Raw genomic sequence first — 21359 nt, 5'->3', positions numbered from 1 at the left:
CATTCATGGAAAATTGGGTAAGTGCTTGAGTCATAACCCGTGAATGGCAACATGACACCTTTAGTATCCTATAATTTATCGAAAATTATTTTATTGGAACATCGTAATTCACTTAGAAATCTCGATGTTGCCAGTAGAGGGGTTGAGACGAGCGATAATGCCATTGGATTCAGTGCGAATAGAACTCACCCCGTAACGGCTGAGCGAGTAGGCATTGCATTCTATCCCAACTAATCCCAACTAGACCTACAATATTTAAGCATTTTACGGGACTGACGGGGCTCGAACCCGCAACTTCCGCCGTGACAGGGCGGTGCTCTAACCAATTGAACTACAGTCCCAATTTACGAGCCGAATACCATTGTTACGAAGATCTATGGATTTGTCAAGCCCGTGCCGAAAAAATTTTTTCTTGGGGTTAGAGAGGGGGTGTAGGGGAGGATGGGAGAGATGGGGAAGATGAGGAAGATGGGGAAGCTGTAGGGGCGGGTTTTACCACTAACGGGAAGGTTTTCACCCTTATATCACTAAACCCGCCCCAACGGATTACAAGCATTCTGCGACAAAGGACAAATGACTAATGACTAATGACAAATCGCAGAAACAAATTCTCCCAAAAATGCTTCAACGACGATAAGTTAACCAGAACGCCTAATTCATGCCCAGAGGTTTCAACGTCTCTATCTCTCAATCGGTTCTCCTTGCCTTCTGTTTTAGCCTCTTTAGTGCTGATGCTATCGCATTCCCCGATATCCAAACCCATTGGGCAAAGGATTGTATTAACCAGATGGCATCTCGAAACCTAGTTACAGGTTACCCGGATGGCACGTTTCGCCCCAATGGTTCGATTACAAGGGCAGAATTTGCGGTGCTGATGTTGAATGCATTCCCCGACGCCGAGGTGAAACGCAGTGGTATCGCCTTTACAGATGTACCACAGAGTCACTGGGCATATCGGGCAATTCAAGACGCTTATCAACGGGAATTTTTCGCGGGTTATCCGGGGCGGATTTTTCAACCGAGTCAACCGATTCCTCGTGTGCAGGCGATTGGGGTTTTGGCGGGGGCGAAGAATTACACCATTCCCAGTAATCCATCGGGAATATTGCCACAATACTTCCAAGATGCCTCTGGTATTCCAGGATACGCCAGGAATGCGATCGCGGCGGCGGCGGTGAATAGTCTGGTGGTTAATTATCCCACGGTGCAACGGCTTCGTTCCAATGAACGGGCGACACGGGGCGAAGTGGCGGCGTTATTGTGTCGGGGGTTAAATATTTATGCGGTTCCGCCTGAGTATATTGCTGGGGTGGAAATTCATCCCCAACAGGTGCGGACATTACCCGGAGGACTGAATTCTGTTCCCACATTTAATAGTAATTATCCCGAATTAGTCACAAGTGAAGGGATTTTATTATCCACATTTTCCCCAACCGGAAAACGTGTTCCTTCCGCCCATCTTAATTTTCCCTTTCAAGGACGTTTCGATATTTTTACCCATCATATCGCTAGGGCAGAAACTCAGTCAGAAACTCGCCCCCTTTATCAGGGATTACTGTTAAACAATCCTACCGATAAACCTGTAACCGTTGAGGTTTTGCAAGGGGCAAGTTATTTGAGTTCTCCCGATGCGCCGTTTATTGACTTACCGGATATGGTGGATAATCCCAATGGCAAGATTTATTCGGGACCCGGTAGTCGCACGATGACTGATGTACTGCGGGGGATTCGTCAGGAAAGCTTTCCGGCACAAGTGATATTGGCAGCAGGGCAAACTCAACTCTTGATGAATCAGCCGATTCCTATCCAACGGGCACCGGCGTCGAATGGACGTTCCACGATGATGCGATTGCAGAGTAATGGTTCGGTTTATGTTGCTAATTTAGCCATGAAAGCACCGCAAAACTCCAATGGTACATACCGCGCCCCGACATTAGCTGAATGGCAAAGTTTATTAGTTGAAGGAGAATTAGCCGAACCCCGGAATCTGACGCCAACACCCCTTGACCCGCCTAGAGAACCCACAGTATTTGGACGGGTTGCCGGAGTTTCCCAAGGGACGCAATGGTTAGCAGAGATTACGGATACATTAGAATCAGATAGTCTGAGAATTCCCCAACCCGGTGAGGCATTTTCTTATGTCTTAGGAACGCTCCATTTAATTACGTTGAATACGGGTCAAATTCAAAGTGCGCCGATGTTAGCTCGTTATCCGGATACGGCGTATTATGCTCATAGTAATTATGGCGTGGAATATAATCTGACGTTACCCCTGAAAAATACGACGAGTCAATCTAAAACAGTAACTGTATCGATGCAAACGCCGTTAAAAGATGAGGCAGGTACAGATAAGTTACTGTTTTTGAATCCACAAGTTGATCTGGTATTTTTTCGGGGAACTCTTCGGGTCACTTATGAAGACAACCAAGGGGAAAGTCAGACACGGTATGTCCATTTAGTTCAGCGTCGGGGACAACCGTCTAACCCCTTAGTTACGTTAAATTTAGCGCCAGGGGAACAGCGAAATGTAAAGGTCGAGTTTATTTATCCACCCGATTCCACACCGCCGCAGGTGTTGACAGTGAAGACGTTGGCGAGGTAGAAATCCTCACTCCCCGCCCCTCTCCCAGGCTCTGCCTCCTCTCCTCTCGTTCCCAGGCAGAGCCTGGGAATGCTATTCTGGAGGCTCTGCCTCCCATAGTAGAAACGCCTCAAAACGGTATCTTTTACCCTTCGTTACATCCACTTGAAAAACTTCTCCCCAATGACACAAAATGAGCAGTTATTTCGTCAAGGGTTGAGAGGGTCATCTGCATAAAATATAGGGTCTTGAATAAGGCAGGGTGTATCTACTTTTTTTCGCCTCGTCGCCTCGTTCCTAGGCTTTGAGAAGGGAATACTTTTAGAGAGGTGATTGTCGGCTGTAGTCTCAGATACTATCTATTTCTCTTAGGGTAATTTATTCACAAATTGACAATGGATAATGAACAATGGATAATTACCTCTCCTTAAAATAAGAGGATTGAAATTAAGTAAAATCTTTTTTAATTTCTTCGTAAACGAAGAGGTCTTAGACCCAATTAATCAATTGTCAATTATCAATTATTAATTATCCATTGATAATATTGGTTAGCTAAGGGAGGCAGAGCCTCCCGATAGGCATTCCCAGGCTTTGCCTGGGAACGAGGGCGACGAGGGCGACGAGGGCGGCTGAAGATACGATGATTTCTTCCTACGGGGCAAACCCGACCAATTGAGGCTTGTATGTCTGAATCGCCTTCATGTACTGCGCCCGTTCAAAGCCACTTTCATCAGGACAGTTAATCTGACTCATGCTACCCTGCATCTGCTTGATGGACTCATATTCATGCTCCTCCATCCAATGGCGCACCTCTTGCTCAATCTCTTGCAGATTGCCAATCCCATGACGCAGCAGCACACTAACGATTTCCGTCACTTTCGCCCCTGCCATCATCATTTTGATTACATCCTGCCCTTTATGTACCCCACTGGTAGCGGCAAAGTCCACAGATAAGCGACCATACAAAATCGCAATCCAGCGCATGGGTAAGCGCATCGCTTGCGGTGTACTCAGCAATATATTGGGTGAAACTTCCAACTCCTCAATATCAATATCCGGCTGGTAAAATCGATTGAAAAAGACTAAACCATCCGCACCCGCCTCAGTCAACCGCTTCGCCATATTTGCCATATTGCTGAAGAAGGGACTGAGTTTAATCGCAACCGGAATCTTCACCTCAGATTTCACCGCTTGCAGAATATCAATATAATTCTGCTCCACTTGTGCCCCCGTCTGATTCATATCCGTGGGGATGCTGTAGATATTCAACTCCAGCGCATTCGCCCCCGCCTGCTCAATTTCCTTAGCGTAGCGCGTCCAGCCGCCCAACGTGGAACCATTAAGACTGGCGATGATCGGCATATTTACCGTCTCTTTTGCCTTACGGATATGCTCTAAATATTGCTCTGACCCCACATGAAATACTTCCGCTTCCGGGAAATAAGTCAGGGCTTCGGCAAAACTTTCTGTACCATACTCCAAATGATGGTGTAACTCCAACTTTTCTTGGCGCAGTTGTTCTTCAAATAAGGAATGCAGCACCACAGCCGCCGCCCCTGCATCCTCCATACGCTTGATGTTGTCAATATCTTCCGTCAGGGGCGCCGCCGCACCAACGACGAGTGGCGAGCGCAATTCTAACCCTAGGTATGTTGTTGTCAGATCCATCCGTTTAAACCTCTTACATTATTTATGGGTAATCCTGTGGAGGGGTGTAGAGACGCGCCATGGCGCGTCTCTACAATGTTATTTAGGTACTCGCTGGTTCCTTAACCTCCTCACCAGTTTGGGTTGTCTGACCATTTCCATCACCGTTGTGGGTGTCCAACTGACGGGCTGCCAGATATTGGTACATATGCCACCGAGTCTGCACATCCTGCTGCGCTTCTTCCAGGAGACGTTTGGCATCTTCTGGCTTACTCTTGGTCAGCATCTTGAAGCGGTTTTCTTCATACATGGATTTTTCCACGGGGAATTTTGGACTCCGCATATCCAGTTGCAGGGGATTCTTGCCGTCTTTAACTAAATCCGGATTAAACCGATACAGCAACCAGCGCCCAGACTCGACCAACGCCTTTTGATGAGACATCGCCGTGGTCATATTAATCCCATGAGCAATGCAGTGGGAATAAGCCAAGATTAGGGATGGACCATCATACGCCTCAGCTTCCAGGAACGCCTTGAGAGTATGTTCATCCCGCGCCCCCATTGCCACACTAGCAACATAGACATTCCCGTAGGTCATGGCAATTAAGCCTAGGTCTTTCTTAGCTGACGGTTTACCACCTGCAGCAAATTTCGCCACCGCCCCCCGTGGGGTGGCTTTGGACGCCTGACCCCCGGTATTGGAATAAACCTCAGTATCCAAAACCAGGATATTCACATTGCGACCACTAGCAATCACATGGTCTAAACCACCGTAACCAATATCATACGCCCAGCCGTCACCGCCGATAATCCAGACACTCTTCTTGACCAGGTAATCGGCTAAACTCAATAACTGCTTGGCTTCAGAAGAGTTCATCTGTTGCAGTTTCTGCTTGAGTTGAGCCACCCGTTCCCGTTGTTCCCAAATATCGGCTTCAGATTTCTGTTCCGCGTTGAGAATGCCACTAACTAAGTTATCGCCAATTTCACCGGCTAAACGTTGCAGTAACTCAGCGGCAAATTGGGCGTGTTTGTCAACGGAAACGCGGAAGCCGATACCAAATTCGGCGTTATCTTCAAATAAGCTATTCGACCAAGCAGGTCCGCGCCCTTCAGCGTTTTGTGACCAAGGTGTGGTGGGTAGGTTTCCACCGTAAATTGAGGAACAGCCTGTGGCATTTGCCACCAACATGCGATCGCCATATAACTGAGTCACCAGTTTCAGATAGGGGGTTTCCCCACAACCTGCACAAGCACCGGAGAACTCAAATAGGGGTTCTTGCCATTGCTGCTGGCGGATGCGGTCTAAATTTAAAGAACGGCGATCGGGATTGGGAATATCTAAGAAGAAGTCCCAATTTGCCTGTTCCTGTTCCCGCAGGGGTAACTGGGATTCCATGTTAATCGCCTTCAGCTTGGGCTGAGACTTGTTCTTCGCCGGACAAACATCTACACAAATTCCGCAACCGGTGCAGTCTTCTACCGCCACCTGAATGGTGAATTTCTGTCCCGCATACTCTTTATCCCGTGTATCCGTGGACTTAAGGGAAGCGGGGGCGTTTTCTAACACCTGCGGGTCATAGGATTTGCCTCGGATTACCGCATGGGGGCAAACCATGACACACTTACCACACTGGACGCAGACATCGGGGTCCCACACGGGAACTTCTAGGGTTATATTCCGTTTTTCCCATTTTGTCGTGCCAGTGGGGAATGTGCCATCTACGGGCAAGGCACTCACTGGCAGATTATCCCCACCCCGCGCCATCATCTGACCTAAGACATCCCGGACAAAGGCTGGGGCGGTGTCGGGAACTGGGGGACGCATGTCCACAGTGCTGTCAAAGGTGTCTGGTACTTGCACTTCATACAGATGCGCTAAGGTGTTGTCCACTGCCTCAATATTCATGCGGACAACTTCTGCACCCTTTTTGCCGTAAGTCTTTTCAATGTACTGTTTAATTTTGGCGATCGCTTCTTCTTTGGGTAAGATATTCGCCAGTTCAAAGAAGCAGACTTGCATCACGGTGTTAATCCGCCGTCCCATGCCACTGTTAACCGATACCTCATTGGCGTCAATGACATAGAACTTCAACTTCTTGTTGACAATTTCCTCTTGCACCGGGCGGGGCAGTAGACCCCAAACTTCATCCGCACTAAAGGGACTATTCAGCAGGAAGGTAGCACCTGGGGCGGCGATACTCAGGACGTTGAGTTTTTCTAGGAACAGCCATTGGTGACAGGCGACGAAGTTGGCTTGGCTAATCTGGTAGGTTGAACGAATCGGTTCTGGACCAAAGCGTAGGTGAGAAACGGTGACGGCGCCGGATTTCTTGGAGTCGTAAACGAAGTAGCCTTGGGCGTAGTTGTCGGTTTCTTCACCAATAATCTTGATCGAGTTCTTGTTTGCGCCCACGGTACCGTCTGACCCTAAGCCATAGAACACACAGCGCACCACGCTTTCGGGTTCAGTGGAGAAGCTGGGATCATAGGAGAGGCTGGTGTGGGTTACGTCATCGTTAATGCCAATGGTAAAGTGGTTCTTCGGTTGGTCAGCGGCTAGGTTCTCTAAGATAGCCTTCACCATCGCTGGGCTAAATTCTTTGGAGGATAAGCCATAGCGTCCACCTACAACCCTGGGTTTCGGACTCTCAGCTTCCCAGGCTTCCTGAAGGGCTGTAACGACATCTAGATACAGGGGTTCGCCACCAGCGCCGGGTTCTTTGGTGCGGTCTAGGACGGCGATATTCTTAGTCGTAGTTGGTAGTGCGGCGACTAAGCGCTTCATATCAAAGGGACGATACAGCCGCACTTTGATCAGTCCTACTTTTTCACCCTGTTTGTTCAGGTAATCTACGGTGTCATGGGCGGTTTCTGCGCCAGAACCCATGATGATAATCACTCGTTCGGCATCGGGGGCACCGTAATATTGGAATAGTTCATACTTGCGTCCGGTGAGTTCGGCAAATTTGTCCATGGTTTTCTGGACAATTTCCGGGCAGGCATCGTAGTAGGTATTAACGGTTTCCCGTGCTTGGAAATAGACGTCTGGGTTTTGGGCGGTGCCTCGCAGGACAGGGCGATCGGGGGTTAGACCCCGCGCCCGGTGTTCCATCACCCGTTCATCGTTGATCATTTCCCGCAGATCATCGTCCCCTAGTAGTTCGATTTTCTGAACTTCGTGGGAGGTGCGGAAGCCGTCAAAGAAATGGATAAAGGGAATGCGGGATTCTAGGGTGGCGGCGTGGGTAATTAAGGCCAGGTCATGTGCCTCTTGGACTGAGCCTGATGCCAGAAGACCAAAGCCTGTGGCACGGCACGCCATCACGTCTTGGTGATCCCCAAAAATGGACAGGGCTTGGGCGGCTAGCGATCGCGCGGCGACATGAATCACGGCTGAGGTCATTTCCCCAGCGATTTTGTAGAGGTTGGGCAGCATTAACAGCAACCCTTGAGAGGCTGTGAATGTGCTGGTCAATGACCCTGCCTGCAACGCGCCATGGACTGTACCTGCCGCTCCGGCTTCACTCTGCATTTCAATGATTGAGGGAACGGTACCCCAGATGTTCTTGCGACCTTCTGACGACCAAGCATCTGCCCATTCTCCCATGGGTGAAGCGGGGGTGATCGGATAAATGGCGATCACTTCATTGAGTGGGTAGGCAACGCGAGCCACCGCTTCGTTTCCGTCTAGAGTTGCAATCGTTCGTTTAGTCATAGTCACAAACCTTTATGGTTTTTAGGTAATCTTTTTTGGAGCGCTAAACTTCAACTTAATTCCTTGTCTATTGCAAATTCCCTATTAATTTCGTCTGTTCCACTACAAAACGGCAATTTTCTTTGAAATCGAATTGGCATAAGTTATCCAATTGAGTCCTTCTTTTAACAACGTCAATGTTGTTTTTTTCTGAGGTATAGAAGTCGGCATTCAACCCCCACACTCCATGGCTGACGGTCGTCTCCGGGATGTGTTAACGGTTTTTTAACCTTCCCGTCTGCTTCCGGATACTCTTCTATTATCTAACAAAAATTTAGCAATTGAGGGGAGTCTAACTTTTTTTTAATTTCTTTAAAATTTGGGTGACTCCCTCCCTTAAAATAATCCAAAGAATAACAGAATAAGCTGTATTAGTTTTTACAAGCTGGGATATTTTAACTTCATTAAGTATTCGCACAAAATAATTAAGAAATATTTCATTTTGTAAATATTTCTCAGCTTCTGGACTTTTGGAAGTCTGTGTGTCCGCAGTCGCGAATTAATTCATCGCTGGGATTGGGTTAAGTTTAAACTATATTTTACATCTTGACAAAAGATTCCAGAATTAATTGTCAACCGAGTTCTTCAAGTCCTACTATCAACGATGAGTTGAAAGATTTTGAGCGGCTGTTTCAAATTTGGCAGCAAGCAGGTTTGATGGGCGCAAGGATGGTGCCCCTACGGTGTTTTTTGGGGTTGACTGCGTTGATACTGGCGTGAAATAATATATACATAAAACTATGTACGAGCTTCAACTCCAAGATTATGACAACTCTCGACAATACTAATCCATCTGACCTGTCTCAGGCAGGAGAAAAGGGTTCACCCTTATCCCGGTTACCGATTCCCTGGATCAAGATTGGACAATACCTATTCCTGGCGGCTTTGATTTGTACAAGTATCATTAACTTTGTTGTTCAAGATAAAGCCATTATAGTTATTTGGATAGCTGTCTTAGTTTCGATTTTGGTATTCCTGGTTTTGATCGATAAGCAGTTAGCGAAAGAGGCGATTCGTCAAATCCAGCTTGATGTTGCCAAACGAGCGGAAATTTATCAATATCTTGTTGATGAACAGCTACAACCGGGTAGCAATCCTATAACGGTAGCCCGAGAAAATGCGTTGCAGTATTGCCAAGAACTGATTGAGGACTATAAACAAAGCCGCCAAACTTCGAGAAATATATACTATACATTCCAAATGGCAACGATTGTCTTTTCCGGGATTACACCCATTCTGGTTTTGGTTGATAAGTTAGATATTGGCGTCGCTTGGTTTAAGTGGTTACCTGTTATCTTTCCAGCGATCGCTTCTATTGTTGCCAGTGTGGTGACTTCGTTTCCTTTTCAAGAAAATTGGATTTCTGCCAATACAGCCGTTGAATTGTTAGAAGCAGAACGGGAAAAATTCATATTGGGAGTCACCCAAGCTTATCGTTGCTATGATTTAGACGATCAAGTCCAACGTCAGAAAAAGCTGAAACAGGCAATTGAAAATTTTATTAATCAGGTGAATACAATTCATCTGAAGCAGATTCAAGAAGCCTCGGAAAGTCTGCAAAAGCCAGAGGGGCAGGAAACTGAGAAATCGGCATCGGCACAATGAACCAGGTAAGTCTTGGGGTAAGGGCACGGCAATGAAAGAGCCCCTACAGGATGCATAACTACAGACGATTCAACCCATTGAACTTGTAACACCGTCTCAAACTCCCATGGAACATCCTGCTACCTGGATGCGAGAGGGAAACAGCCCTGAGCGATCGCTGTATTAATTGGTGCGATCGCACGATTGCTGAATGTCTTGGTTCCGGTGATGCGGAAAGAGTCGCCCAAGTAGCAAGTAGTAGCGTGGCACACCTTAATTGGTGGATTAGCATTGTAGGGGCGCATGGCGTGCGCCCGGTTTAAAAGTCAAATCTATTCCACAATTTTAGCTGTGTAAGTCCGCCATCGTGCGTTAGCGGGGCAATAATTTAGGGGAAACTCCAGTGAATTGTGTTCCCCGCGTAACGCACCAACACAAATAGATAATATAAATGATTGCGTTTTCAATCAGAAACCAGGTTTTTAACCGCCTAGATCGCTAATCTCTATGACAGGAAAGGTCAAAATGTTACAAACACCAGGAAAACCGGAAACCGAAACTCTGTTACTTGAGTTACCAAAAACCATGAAGCTATATGTCACTCCAGAACAGTTTACAGCCCTAGCCGAGTGCAATAGAGAATTACACCTGGAGAGAACGGCAAAAGGAGAATTAATTGTGAATCCACCCACAGGTTGGCGAACTGGCAAACGGAATTGGAGTATTTCTGGAGAGTTGTATATATGGTGGCGAAATGCAGATGAACCGGGCGAGGCGTTTGATTCCTCAACGGCTTTCATTTTACCCAATGGTGCTACTCGTGCCCCGGATGCTTGTTGGATTAGTCAAGAAAGTTGGGATGCACTGACTGATGAACAAAAGGGAACCTTTGCCAATATTTGCCCGGATTTTGTGGTGGAGTTACGATCGCACTCGGATACTCTGAAGTCGCTGCAAGAGAAAATGCAGGAGTATATGGACAATGGGGCTAAATTGGGTTGGTTAATCGATCCACAAAATAGAACAGTAGAAGTTTATCGAGTCGGTTTAAACGTAGAAATATTATCAAATCCGGCTGAGTTATCCGGTGAGGAAGTCTTACCGGGTTTTGTGTTGAATTTGTGTCGGGTGTGGGGTTAGCGCACTTCTCAATCTTCTGACACCCTTGCCTATAGGCTGAATGAATGTCTTGGGAGGTGATGCAGCAACGGTAATATGGGGTAAGGGCACGGCAATGAAAGAGCCCCTACATGATGATGCTCCGATCGCACAATTATATGATGTCCGGACCCATCACCCATAATAAAAACTTCTCCCCATCTCCCCCTCACCGTAATTATGGGTATTCAACCGGACATGATATTACCCGGATTTCATATCTGCGATCGCACTCCTCGTCATCGCCGCAATAGCTTTATCCGTGGCTTTGGGTAAATGGTAATATTTCCCACCCGCCTGCTTCGCTAATTCCTTAGCAAACCCCGTAGACACAAACTTATTTTCCGTATCAATCACCAATAACTGAATTCCCATTGCCCGAATTCTTGCCGCAATATCCAACAGTTCCCCCTTAATATCCGGCTTTTCGCCCTCGGCTATCGGTTCACCCAAAGAACGGGCTAAGGAAATATTCCCTCGTCCATCGGTAATTGCCACAATCACCACCTGACCGATATCTCCCGACATTTTGGCATTCACCCCCACACGCACCGCCTGGGTTAACCCATGTGCCAACGGGGAACCGCCACCACAAGGTAACCGATCTAACCGCCCCCGCGCCAAAGCAATGGAACGGGTGGGGGGTAACAACACCTCCGCTTGTTCGCCGCGAAAGGGAATTAGGGAAACTTGGTCGCGGTTTTGATAGGCTTCAGTCAGAAGTTGCATCACTGCACCCTTAGCCGACTGCATTCGGTTGAGTGCCATTGAACCCGATGCATCCACCACAAATACCACCAAAGCCCCGGCTTTACGGGCTAGGCGTTTAGAGCGCAAATCTCCCGACTCTACGATAACCTTACGGTTCGGCTGGCGTTCCCGGCGTCCTTTCTGATAGGGTGCAGCCGCCCGTAATGTGGCATCAACGGCGATGCGTTTAACCGCACCTTTGGGTAACATGGGCTTGACATATCGCCCACGATCATCCGAGAAAATAATACTGCGGGTTCCCGATTTTCCTTGCCGCTGCGCCATTTGAGCGAAGTAGAGGACGCTGGGATCGAGAACGACTCCCTCGGTATCAAAGATGAATTCTTCGGGGACGCTGGGAGGTTCTTGTTCTTGTTCCGGTTCCTCTTGCTCCTCTTGTTCTTCCTTATCCTCCGGTTCGTCTTGGTCTTGGGAAGACTCATTCTGAGGCGGTGGGGGTGGAGGTGGCGGTGGGGGTTCTTCTGGTGGGGTCTGGACGATGGTAGAACGGGGGACAATCACCAATTCCACGGCGCGTTTCAAATCGTCAGCACTAACCGTCTGACGCCCATCTAGGGCGGCTGAGGCTTTGGCAACACGCACGGCAAACAGTTCCGCCCGATGTCCTTGGACGCCACCCCGCAGGGCTTCTTCGACGAGATAAGCAATTTGGTCATGAGTAATTTGTACCTCTTTGAGCCATTCCCGTGCCAGAATAATATCGGTTTTCAGGTTATCTATGTCTTCGTGATACTGCTCGATAAAGGCTTGGGGTGAGGTTGTGTATGCGATCGCGCCTTCGACGGCTTGCACCCGCTGATCCAGTGCCAGCACTCCATCGGCGGATAGGGTAATCGCAATTCTATCGAGTAAATGCTCCCGCAGGGGTCCTTCGTCTGGGTTGTAGGTGGCGATTAATAGGGGTTTGCAGGGATGCTGAAAACTAATCCCCTCCCGTTCGATTTGGTTGCGCCCTTCGGTGAGAACGCTTAAGAGTTGGTTGGCGATTTGGTCATCGAGGAGGTTGATTTCATCAATATATAAAATACCCCGATGTGCTTGGGCTAAAAGTCCAGGTTGAAAAACAGGTTCGCCTTGTTGCATCGATTTCTCCACATCCACCGAACCTAAGAGGCGATCTTCGGTGGTTCCCAGGGGAATTTGTACAAACGGTGCGGGGATAATTTCTGTCTCAACAGTGGCGGGTTCAATTCCTTGGGCTAAAAGCTGATCATCCCATTCTTGAGGATAATCGGCATGGCAATTAGACAGGGAACCCTTCACCACTTCAATGGGGGGAAGGAGGGCGTGGAGAGCCCGTGCCATCACGGATTTCGCCGTTCCCCGTCGTCCCGCGATCGCAACTCCTCCTAATCCGGGGTCAACCGCCGCCAACAGGAGCGCTAATTTAATCGCTTCTTGACCCACGACAGCCGTTAGGGGAAAATTGGATATTGCTGTGGCAGAGTTCAGCACAGGCATAAGGCAAGCATGACACTATCAGTTTTTCAGCATACCGCGTCCTGGAGTCGTTTGGACGGTTAACTGAAAAATCTGACGAATGACAAATAATGACGATCTCCACCATTACCTTGTATGTGTCTACCTACTTACAGGTTTTTTCGTCAATACTGCCTCTTCGATAATATCGGCGGCTCGTTTGACGCCACCGGATTGACGCATGAGCGCCTGTAGATTTAAAGCATTCTGTTTATAAGACTCTTGCGTTAGCACTTTTTTTATGGCATTTCGCAATCGAGAAACCCTCAATTTCTTCAGGGGTATCACTTCCCCAGTCCCTGTCCAAGCAATACGTGCAGCTACACCAGGCTGGTCATTGGTTACCGGAATTGCTACCATGGGGACTCCATAACTCAACGATTCTAATGTCGTATGCAATCCGGCATGGGTAATGGTGAGGGTTGCTTTTTCGAGGAGTTGCAATTGAGGGGCAAAACTAACCACAATCGGATTCCCAGGTAATTGGGGTAGTGATTCGGGCGGCATAGAACCTGCCAAAGATACCACTAATTGTACATCCAATCCCTCACAGGCAGAGGCAATGGTTTGAAACACTTCAATTCGCTTATTTTGTATCGTCCCCATAGAGGCATAAATCAACGGTTGTCCCGTTAATTTTTCATAAGGAAACGAAAGGGGTTTCCGATTAGCGGGGTTATGGAAAGGTCCGGTGAAATGGAAATAGTCGGGTAAATCTGTTCGCGGAAACTCAAACTCAGCGGGTTGATGACTGATTTGAGCCAGTTTAGAGTAGGCATCATTGCGGGTTGCCAAGGGGGGCAATTTCCACCCTTGGCGATAGTTTTCCACGACATCCCAAATGGGTTTATCGATGGAATTGAGTACCCTATACCCTGCTTGGTTACGCCAATTTCCCCACCACGTCGGGCTATAGCGCCAAGGTGTATTCCACGGCGGAATACTTGGATGTTGATGGGTCACTAAACCACTACACAAGGTAACAAAGGGAATGTCAAGATACTCAGCGACTGTTCCACCTTCAAAGGAGGTATTATCGACCAGAAGGATTTCTACACCAACGTCCTTGCAGGCTTCTGGGGCGTCTCGTAGTAATACATCTACCCATCGTGACATTAGACGACTAACATATCTCCTGGCGCTGAGTCCACTCCTTTTCCCTAACCCAGACAAATATTGAGCCATTGCTCCGGCGGGAAACTCGGACTGACCAATCGCTCTAAATTCCAAACCCCTGGCTACTGTCTGAGATTGAACCTCGATGGAACCACAGAGGGTGAGCTGATGACCGCGCTGTTTCAGTTCGTTTCCCACGTTAAACATCAGGTTGAGATGGCTGGGTGCAGCGGGGCAGATGATACCAAAATGCGTCATATATTTTCTTTTTCGAGTTTATTGTATATTCTTAAACTGAATAAACCTCTATTAAATACCAATTTAAGCCTCAAAAGCAACAGGATTGAGTGTGTCTAAATCAGTTGTGAAATAAAATGGGATCAGGCAAGCCGTTTACTTTGGGTTTCACCCAATGACGATTTAACAACTCCAGGACTATCAATTCAACTACCCCACGCTACTAACTGATGGTCTAACTTCTGTCTTTAGGGGGTTGTAGGTGGAAGCCTGAAGATTTTATAAGAATTGTACGGTTTAGCCAGTTGATGTGCTGATGCCTATCAGTGATGGAGTCATGGTGATGAATTTTAAGATTATTAGAGAACTATTTCAGGAAACGATTCAAGAATGGCAAGAGGATAAAGCGTCACGTTTAGCCGCCGCCTTAGCCTATTACACAGTGTTTTCCTTAGCACCGCTGTTAATTATCGCGATCGCGATCGCAGGTTCTATTTTTGGTCCGGAAGCGGCGCGGGGGGAAATTGTCCAGCAAATTCAAGGGTTGGTTGGTACTGAGGGGGCTAAGGTGATTGAAACGGCAATTGAAAATGCTAATCAACCCAATATTAGCAATATTGCCTCAATTATCAGTATTATTGTTCTGCTTTTTGGTGCATCGGGAGTCTTCGCCCAACTGCAAGATGCCTTGAATACAGTTTGGGGAGTACAACCTAAACCGGGACGTCCAGTTAAAGGCTTTTTACAGAAACGGTTATTGTCCTTTTCTATTGTGCTGGGGGTTGGCTTTTTACTCTTAGTTTCCTTGATTATCAGTGCCGTCTTATCGGCGGTGATTAATTATGCCAGTGATTTACTCTTGGGAATGGAATTTCTTTGGTCACTTTTAAACTGGGGGCTTTCTCTGAGCGTAATCACGCTGCTATTTGCGATGATGTACAAGTTTCTTCCGGATGTTAAAATTAGTTGGAGTGATGTCTGGATTGGGGCGATTATCACCGCCATACTTTTCACAATTGGTAACTCTTTAATCGGTATGTATTTAGGGCGGGGTGGTTTTGCCTCAACCTATGGTGCAGCGGGTTCGTTAGTGGTTTTTCTGGCTTGGGTTTATTATTCAGCCCAAATTCTTTTTCTGGGGGCAGAATTTACTCAAGTTTATGCGAGAAAATTTGGGGCAGAAATCGTTCCCGATAAACATGCAATTCAACTCACTGAAGAAGCGCGGGCAAAACAAGGAATTCCTCGGACAGAAACATTGAAAAAAGCCGCAGAAAATTCAGGCAAGTCACCCAAATCTTCCGCGACAAAAAAGTCAGGTAATCCGGGGGCTAAAGCGTTGAAAGCCTACAATGATTTAGCCAGAAAAATGGGCTTAAATAAAAAAGAAAAGGAAAAGTAGGATTAAGCGGTTCGGCATTTAAACCTTAATGTCAATAAGAAATGGCAAAATCCTTACTCTAAGCGGCTTTCGGGAAAAATGCCTCCATTGAAGTGACGGCAAGTTGGGCAGAAGCATTAACGGTTTTTGCTGATATTCTAGAGGATGGTGGTGACGTAGCCGTCGTTATGGCTGACTACCTGATGCCAGGGATGAGAGCTGACGTGCATCTATCAACGTTCTCCCGCTACCCTGAAAACTATGCTCACCAGACAAGCTGATTGGGCGGGAGTGGTTATGGGATTAACTCGGTAAACTTATATCGTTATATCCATAAACCTTGGCAAAGCATCGACTTACACCTAAGGGTGAAAGAAGCCCGGCGACGGTATCATCAAGACGAATAATTGACTCAAAAAACAGCACAACTGGATCAAATGAATCAGGGATTAAACCAAGCCGTATTAATTACCCAACTCCAAGAGAGTGAACATCGCCTCAAACAGCTTCTTGATGCTGTACCTATGGGTATTTTTGTGTCAGAGGCTGATGGTAAACTTTACTATATGAATAAATTCGGGGAGCAAGTTTTCGGTCAAGGAATGGTTGAATCAATGGCGGCGGATCAATTAATGGAAACCTATCGGGTTTATCAGGCGGGAACTGATCAATTTTATCCCCAGAATCGCCATCCCTTATGGCAAGCCTTACAAGGGAGACGGGTACGAGTTGATGATATGGAAATCTGTCGCCGCGATCGCACCATTCCCCTAGAAGCCTGGGGCGCCCCAATCTATGATCGTCAGGGAAATCTGACTCATGCGATCGCGGCGTTTGCGGATATCTCTCAACGTCAGCAGGCTGAGCGGGTTTTAGCCGATTATAATCAGAGTTTAGAACCACAAGTTGCGGCACAGAGGATTGCTCCGTCTAGTCGCGATCGCAAACAAGCCGAAGCAACCCTGAAAATCCACGCCCGCCAACAAGCCGCAATTGCTCAATTTGGACAAACTGCATTAGTGGAAACCGATGTCTCTCAGCTAATGGATCAAGCCGTAACTCTGCTGGCTCAAACCTTGGAGGTAAACTATGCCAAAGTGTTACAACTTTTACCCGATGGGGAAACATTATTCCTAAAAGCTGCGGTAGGCTGGCAAGGGGAATTAGTTAGTCACGTCACAATTAGCACAGAAGGCTATATTCTACCCCACAATGAACCCGTTATTTTTGAAGATTTACGCACAGAGACTCGGTTTAAGGGTTCACACCTGTTGCAGGATCAGGGGATAATTAGCGGTATTAGTGTGATTATTCCCGATCGCGCTCAACCCTTTGGAGTTTTGGGCGTATATACCTCAAAACCCCGCCAATTTAATCAGGATGATGTTCACTTTCTCCAAGGAATTGCCCATATCCTAGCCACAGCCATTGATCGCCAACGGGTAGACATCGCCTTACGCCAAAGTGAAGCCAGAAATCAAGCGATTATCGATGCGATTCCTGATTTAATGTTTCGGCTCAACGCTGAGGGGATGATCACCGATTATATCGCTCCTGGGGATAGACTAGACTTAATTTACCCAACCTGCGATCGCATTGGCAGCAGCATCCACGACTGTCTACCATCAGACATAGCCCAAACCTGTCTTTACCATCTACATCAGGCGTTGCTAAGGGAAGAAACCCAAATTTATGAACAGCATCATTGGAGCAATGGTAAGCAGCACTATGAAGAAGTGCGGGTTGTGGTAACTGGGGACAATGAAGCCCTATTTATTATCCGAGACATTAGTCAACGTAAGCAAGCTGAGGCACAAATTGCCTTGCAAGCCTCTCTACTGGATCAAGTCAGTAACGCTGTCATTGCCACAGATTTAGCCGGAACCATTATCTACACCAATCAATTTGCCCAGGGTTTATATCAACTCAACCCAGAAACCATACTCGGTCAATCCATTCTTGATGTTACCGTACTTCCCCAAGATCAATCCCTGGCGCAGGAAATTTTAGCGGGTGTTCAAGAAAATGGTTATTGGGAGGGGGAATTCACGGTTAAATGCCAAGACGGTAGCACCTTCCCGGTTTATGCTACCAATACCCTAATTCGAGATCACCAAGGAAATCCCATCGGCTATGTGGGTGTGAGTATTGATATTAGCACTCAAAAACAAGCGGAGGAACAACTGCGCCAAAGTAAACATTTTATCGAACAGATTGCGGCGGCTTCACCCTATTGCTTATATATTTATGATCTGATCGAAAATCGCAATATCTACAGCAATCAAGAAATTGCTACCATTTTGGGTTATACACCCGCACAAATTCAAGCCATGAGAGAGAATTTTATCTCCAACCTACTGCACCCCGATGACTTCACTATCGTCTCAGAAAAATGGCAAAAGTTAGCGAATGCGGCGGATGGGGAAATTTTCGAGTTAGAGTATCGGATGCAGGATGCCCAAGGGAAATGGCATACTCTATGGGGGCGGGAGACTGTATTCGCTAGAACTCCAAATGGCACCGTTAAGCAGGTGATTGGTACGGCAATTGATATCACCGAACGCAAACAAGCAGAGAAATCCCTGAGAGAACGAGAAGCGTTTTTACGCAGTATCTACGACGGAATTGAAGCGGCTGTCTTTATCGTTGATGTTCAAGAATTGGGTGAATTTCGCTATGTTAGCATTAACCCAGCCCATGAACGGATGTCAGGTCTTCTCTCCTCACAAATAAGCGGTAAGACTCCCCAAGAAGCCTTCACTCCAGAAGTAGCACAGGCGGTGTCTGAACGGTATCATGCCTGTGTTGAAGCGGGAGAACAGATTACCTATGAAGAATGTCGGCAGATTCAGGGACAAAAAACCTGGTGGATTACTAATTTAACCCCTCTGCGAGACAGCAACTGGCGAATCTATCGACTGATTGGTACTAGCTTTAATATTAGCGATCGCAAACAGGTTGAGAAAACTTTACAGTTGCAAGCCGCCGCGATGACAGCCGCTACCGATGGGATTGGGATTTTGAATCAGCAGGGGGAGTATGTCTCTCTTAACCAGGCGCACGCCCAAATCTTTGGCTATGATAACGCTGCTCAACTCCTCGGTCAAAATTGGCAGGCGCTGTACGAGACTAGGGAATATCAACGACTGCTAGAAGATTCTTTACCATTATTATCGCAGCAGGGATATTGTCGCACCGAAGCCCAAGGGTTACGCCGTGACGGTAGCACATTTCCCCATGAAGTCTCGATCACGTTATTACCCGGAGGAGAAAGAATTTGTATTGTTCGCGACATTACTGAACGCAAGCAAGCCGAAGCTGCACTACGAGAAAGTCAGCATTTTGTTCAACGTATTGCCGAAGCCTCTCCTAATCTTTTATATATTTTCGATTTAACTGAACAACGTAATGTCTATACCAACCGAGAAATGGCAGCGTTTTTAGGGTATACTGCAGAACAAATTTACGCCATGGGTAAAAACATTCTACCCACCCTCATCCATCCAGAGGATTTAGCCCGATTACCCGCCTATTTCCAACAAATTCAAAATGCCGCCGATGGAGAAATCTTTGAAATCGAGTACCGAGTAAGAGATGCTAATGGAGAATGGCACACGCTTTTGGGTCGAGAAACCCCCTTTGCGAGAACCGCTGACGGTATGGTTACCCAACTTTTGGGTACCGCCACAGACATCACCGAACGCCAACAGATAGAAGCCGCATTACAAGAGAGTGAACAGCGCTATGAGTTAGCAACTCGTGCGGCAAAGGTAGGAGTTTGGGAATGGAATCTACAGACCAATGAATTTTATATCGACCCCACAATTAAGGCAATTCTCGGTTACACCGAGGCAGAAATTGCCAATGATTTGAACCATTGGACAACCTATATTCATCCTGATGATCAGTCGGTTGTCCTCGCCGCCGCCGATGCACATTTAGCGGGAGTTTCTCCAGAGTACCGAGTTGAACATCGAATGCTGCACAAAGATGGCTCAATTCGTTGGATTATTGTGCGGGGACAAGCCATCCGAGATGCCCAAGGAAAGGGTATACGCATGGTTGGTACGAATACTGATATCACCGAACGCAAATTAGCTGAAATCGCCTTACAAGAGGCAAAAGAAGCCGCCGATGCAGCTAACCGGGCAAAAAGCACATTCCTGGCAAATATGAGTCATGAATTGCGAAGTCCCCTCAACGCCATTTTGGGGTTTGCTCAACTGATGAGTAATAGTGTCACCCTTCCCCGCCAGTACCAAAACAATCTACGGATTATTCACAATAGTGGAGAACATTTACTGACACTAATTAACCAGGTTTTAGATTTATCTAAAATTGAAGCGGGACGCATTACCCTGAATGAAACCACATTTAACTTGCATCATCTGTTGCGTGAAGTTGAAGATATGTTTCGACTCAAGGCAGATGAAAACGGCTTACAATTGGGTTTTAACTGTGCGGCTGATGTTCCCCACACCATCCAAACCGATGAGATTAAGTTACGCCAAGTCTTAATTAATCTTTTGAGTAATGCGATTAAATTTACTTCAGCAGGAAGTGTGGTTGTGAATGTTGCCTCACAAAGGAGAAATGACCGAAGAGAGGTAGAAGAAAATGAGAACAGTTTAGACAGAAAAATAACCCTTCATTTTGAAATCAAAGATACCGGATGCGGTATTGCGGCTGATGAATTAGAGAGTATCTTTGAAGCCTTTGTGCAAAGCCAAAGTGGAGTTCAATCCCAGAACGGAACAGGTTTAGGGCTGCCGATTACGCGCAAGTTTATTCAACTTATGGGCGGAGAAATCACGGTTAAAAGTCAAGTTAAACTGGGTACAACCTTTACATTTGATATTCAAGCCCAGGTAATCGATGTCACTCCCAGCACAGCCCAAACGACTCCCTGTCGCGTCATTGCCCTTACACCAAATCAACCCCACTATCGAATTTTGATTGTGGATGATCAAGTGGAAAACCGTCAACTATTGATCCAATTGCTGAATCCCTTGGGCTTTGAACTCCAAGAGGCTAGTAATGGTAAAGAGGCGATTGATATTTGGCATAATTGGCAACCTCATTTAATTTTAATGGATTTGCGGATGCCGGGAATGGATGGCTACGCTGTTACCCAACAAATCCGACAGTGTAGAGACGCGCCATGGCGCGTCTGTTCCCCAATAATCATTGCCCTAAGTGCTAGTGTAATAGAAGAAGAACGGTTAAAAGCCTTAGAGGTGGGTTGCACAGATTTCATTGCCAAACCGTTTCACGAATCGGATTTGTTTGCCGCCATACGCCAACATCTGAAAGTCAATTTTATCTGTGACGAGCCGGAACAAAATACCGGGCAAACGGAGACAGTTGTCTTAACATCTGATGATTTGGCTATCCTGCCTATTGATTGGTTAGCATCGTTGCACCAAGCTACCCTTGAGGGAGATTTTGAGCAGATGTTAAGCTTGATTGATCAAATCCAGGCTCAGGATAATACTCTAGCCCATACTCTTGCTCACTTGGCTAAGAATTTCCAGTTTGAACGATTACTCGATTTAACCGAACCTTGGTCAACTATAACTGATAAATTATGAGTTAATGGAAAGGGAAGGGGGAAGGGAAAAAGATCGCTGTTCCCTGAATCCTTACCC

Annotated in this window: 11 protein-coding genes and 1 tRNA gene; 6 read left to right on the top strand and 6 right to left on the bottom strand. The window is 46.9% G+C overall.

Annotation, left to right across the window (positions count from 1 at the left end; genetic code table 11):
• Window positions 1–267: 267 nt before the first annotated feature.
• Window positions 268–341 (bottom strand) — tRNA-Asp (locus RLO19_RS27740).
• 317 nt (window positions 342–658) lie between these two features.
• Between RLO19_RS27740 and RLO19_RS27735 the strand changes: the two genes are divergently transcribed.
• The gene (locus RLO19_RS27735) at window positions 659–2602 is read left to right on the top strand and encodes a DUF3370 family protein (RefSeq protein WP_446360590.1); all 1944 of its coding nucleotides are present in this window, start codon (window positions 659–661) and stop codon (window positions 2600–2602) included.
• A gap of 630 nt (window positions 2603–3232) precedes the next feature.
• Here the strand turns inward: RLO19_RS27735 and RLO19_RS27730 are convergent.
• Window positions 3233–4249 carry a dihydroorotate dehydrogenase-like protein gene (locus RLO19_RS27730; RefSeq protein ID WP_446360589.1) on the bottom strand — a complete coding sequence of 339 codons (1017 nt, stop codon included), beginning with the start codon at window positions 4247–4249 and terminating at the stop codon, window positions 3233–3235.
• A gap of 82 nt (window positions 4250–4331) precedes the next feature.
• Window positions 4332–7946 (bottom strand): pyruvate:ferredoxin (flavodoxin) oxidoreductase, encoded by a 3615-nt coding sequence (nifJ, locus tag RLO19_RS27725; RefSeq protein ID WP_446360588.1) that lies wholly within the window; start codon window positions 7944–7946, stop codon window positions 4332–4334.
• A gap of 804 nt (window positions 7947–8750) precedes the next feature.
• Here nifJ and RLO19_RS27720 point away from each other — a divergent pair.
• Complete coding sequence (locus RLO19_RS27720) at window positions 8751–9590, top strand: DUF4231 domain-containing protein (RefSeq protein ID WP_446360587.1); 840 nt, start codon at window positions 8751–8753, stop codon at window positions 9588–9590.
• A gap of 119 nt (window positions 9591–9709) precedes the next feature.
• Here RLO19_RS27720 and RLO19_RS27715 read toward each other — a convergent pair whose 3' ends face one another.
• Window positions 9710–9874 (bottom strand): hypothetical protein, encoded by a 165-nt coding sequence (locus RLO19_RS27715; RefSeq protein ID WP_446360586.1) that lies wholly within the window; start codon window positions 9872–9874, stop codon window positions 9710–9712.
• Window positions 9875–10094: 220 nt separating this feature from the next.
• Here RLO19_RS27715 and RLO19_RS27710 point away from each other — a divergent pair, with 220 nt between their 5' ends.
• Window positions 10095–10709 (top strand): Uma2 family endonuclease, encoded by a 615-nt coding sequence (locus tag RLO19_RS27710; protein ID WP_446360585.1) that lies wholly within the window; start codon window positions 10095–10097, stop codon window positions 10707–10709.
• Window positions 10710–10931: 222 nt separating this feature from the next.
• Here RLO19_RS27710 and bchD read toward each other — a convergent pair whose 3' ends face one another.
• Both bchD and RLO19_RS27700 read right to left on the bottom strand, forming a co-directional pair.
• The gene (gene bchD, locus RLO19_RS27705; protein WP_446360584.1) at window positions 10932–12959 is read right to left on the bottom strand and encodes a magnesium chelatase ATPase subunit D; all 2028 of its coding nucleotides are present in this window, start codon (window positions 12957–12959) and stop codon (window positions 10932–10934) included.
• A 120-nt stretch (window positions 12960–13079) separates the two neighbouring features.
• On the bottom strand, window positions 13080–14351 hold the full coding sequence (locus RLO19_RS27700) for a glycosyltransferase (protein ID WP_446360583.1): 1272 nt from the start codon (window positions 14349–14351) through the stop codon (window positions 13080–13082).
• Between the two features lie 322 nt (window positions 14352–14673).
• Between RLO19_RS27700 and RLO19_RS27695 the strand changes: the two genes are divergently transcribed.
• From RLO19_RS27695 to RLO19_RS27685, 3 genes are all read left to right on the top strand, one after another.
• Entirely contained in the window at window positions 14674–15732 is a 1059-nt protein-coding gene (locus tag RLO19_RS27695) for a YihY/virulence factor BrkB family protein (protein WP_446360582.1), read from the top strand.
• Between the two features lie 92 nt (window positions 15733–15824).
• Window positions 15825–15992: a hypothetical protein gene (locus RLO19_RS27690; protein WP_446360581.1), complete on the top strand. Its 168-nt coding sequence runs from the start codon at window positions 15825–15827 to the stop codon at window positions 15990–15992.
• A gap of 126 nt (window positions 15993–16118) precedes the next feature.
• Window positions 16119–21302, top strand: coding sequence for a PAS domain S-box protein (locus tag RLO19_RS27685; RefSeq protein ID WP_446360580.1), 5184 nt, complete (start codon window positions 16119–16121; stop codon window positions 21300–21302).
• The last annotated feature ends 57 nt before the right edge of the window (window positions 21303–21359 follow it).

It is taken from the genome of Coleofasciculus sp. G2-EDA-02 (assembly GCF_040226375.1).
Classification (GTDB): domain Bacteria; phylum Cyanobacteriota; class Cyanobacteriia; order Cyanobacteriales; family Coleofasciculaceae; genus Coleofasciculus.
Note: the sequence above shows the minus strand (reverse complement) of the source record. Positions and strands in the feature narration are given on the sequence as shown.

Bases quoted from the DNA above. Each gene is read 5' to 3' on its own strand.
- RLO19_RS27735 (WP_446360590.1), top strand. From the start codon at position 659: ATGCCCAGAGGTTTCAACGTCTCTATCTCTCAATCGGTTCTCCTTGCC.
- RLO19_RS27730 (WP_446360589.1), bottom strand. From the start codon at position 4,249: ATGGATCTGACAACAACATACCTAGGGTTAGAATTGCGCTCGCCACTC.
- nifJ (WP_446360588.1), bottom strand. From the start codon at position 7,946: ATGACTAAACGAACGATTGCAACTCTAGACGGAAACGAAGCGGTGGCT.
- RLO19_RS27720 (WP_446360587.1), top strand. From the start codon at position 8,751: ATGACAACTCTCGACAATACTAATCCATCTGACCTGTCTCAGGCAGGA.
- RLO19_RS27715 (WP_446360586.1), bottom strand. From the start codon at position 9,874: ATGCGCCCCTACAATGCTAATCCACCAATTAAGGTGTGCCACGCTACT.
- RLO19_RS27710 (WP_446360585.1), top strand. From the start codon at position 10,095: ATGTTACAAACACCAGGAAAACCGGAAACCGAAACTCTGTTACTTGAG.
- bchD (WP_446360584.1), bottom strand. From the start codon at position 12,959: ATGCCTGTGCTGAACTCTGCCACAGCAATATCCAATTTTCCCCTAACG.
- RLO19_RS27700 (WP_446360583.1), bottom strand. From the start codon at position 14,351: ATGACGCATTTTGGTATCATCTGCCCCGCTGCACCCAGCCATCTCAAC.
- RLO19_RS27695 (WP_446360582.1), top strand. From the start codon at position 14,674: ATGAATTTTAAGATTATTAGAGAACTATTTCAGGAAACGATTCAAGAA.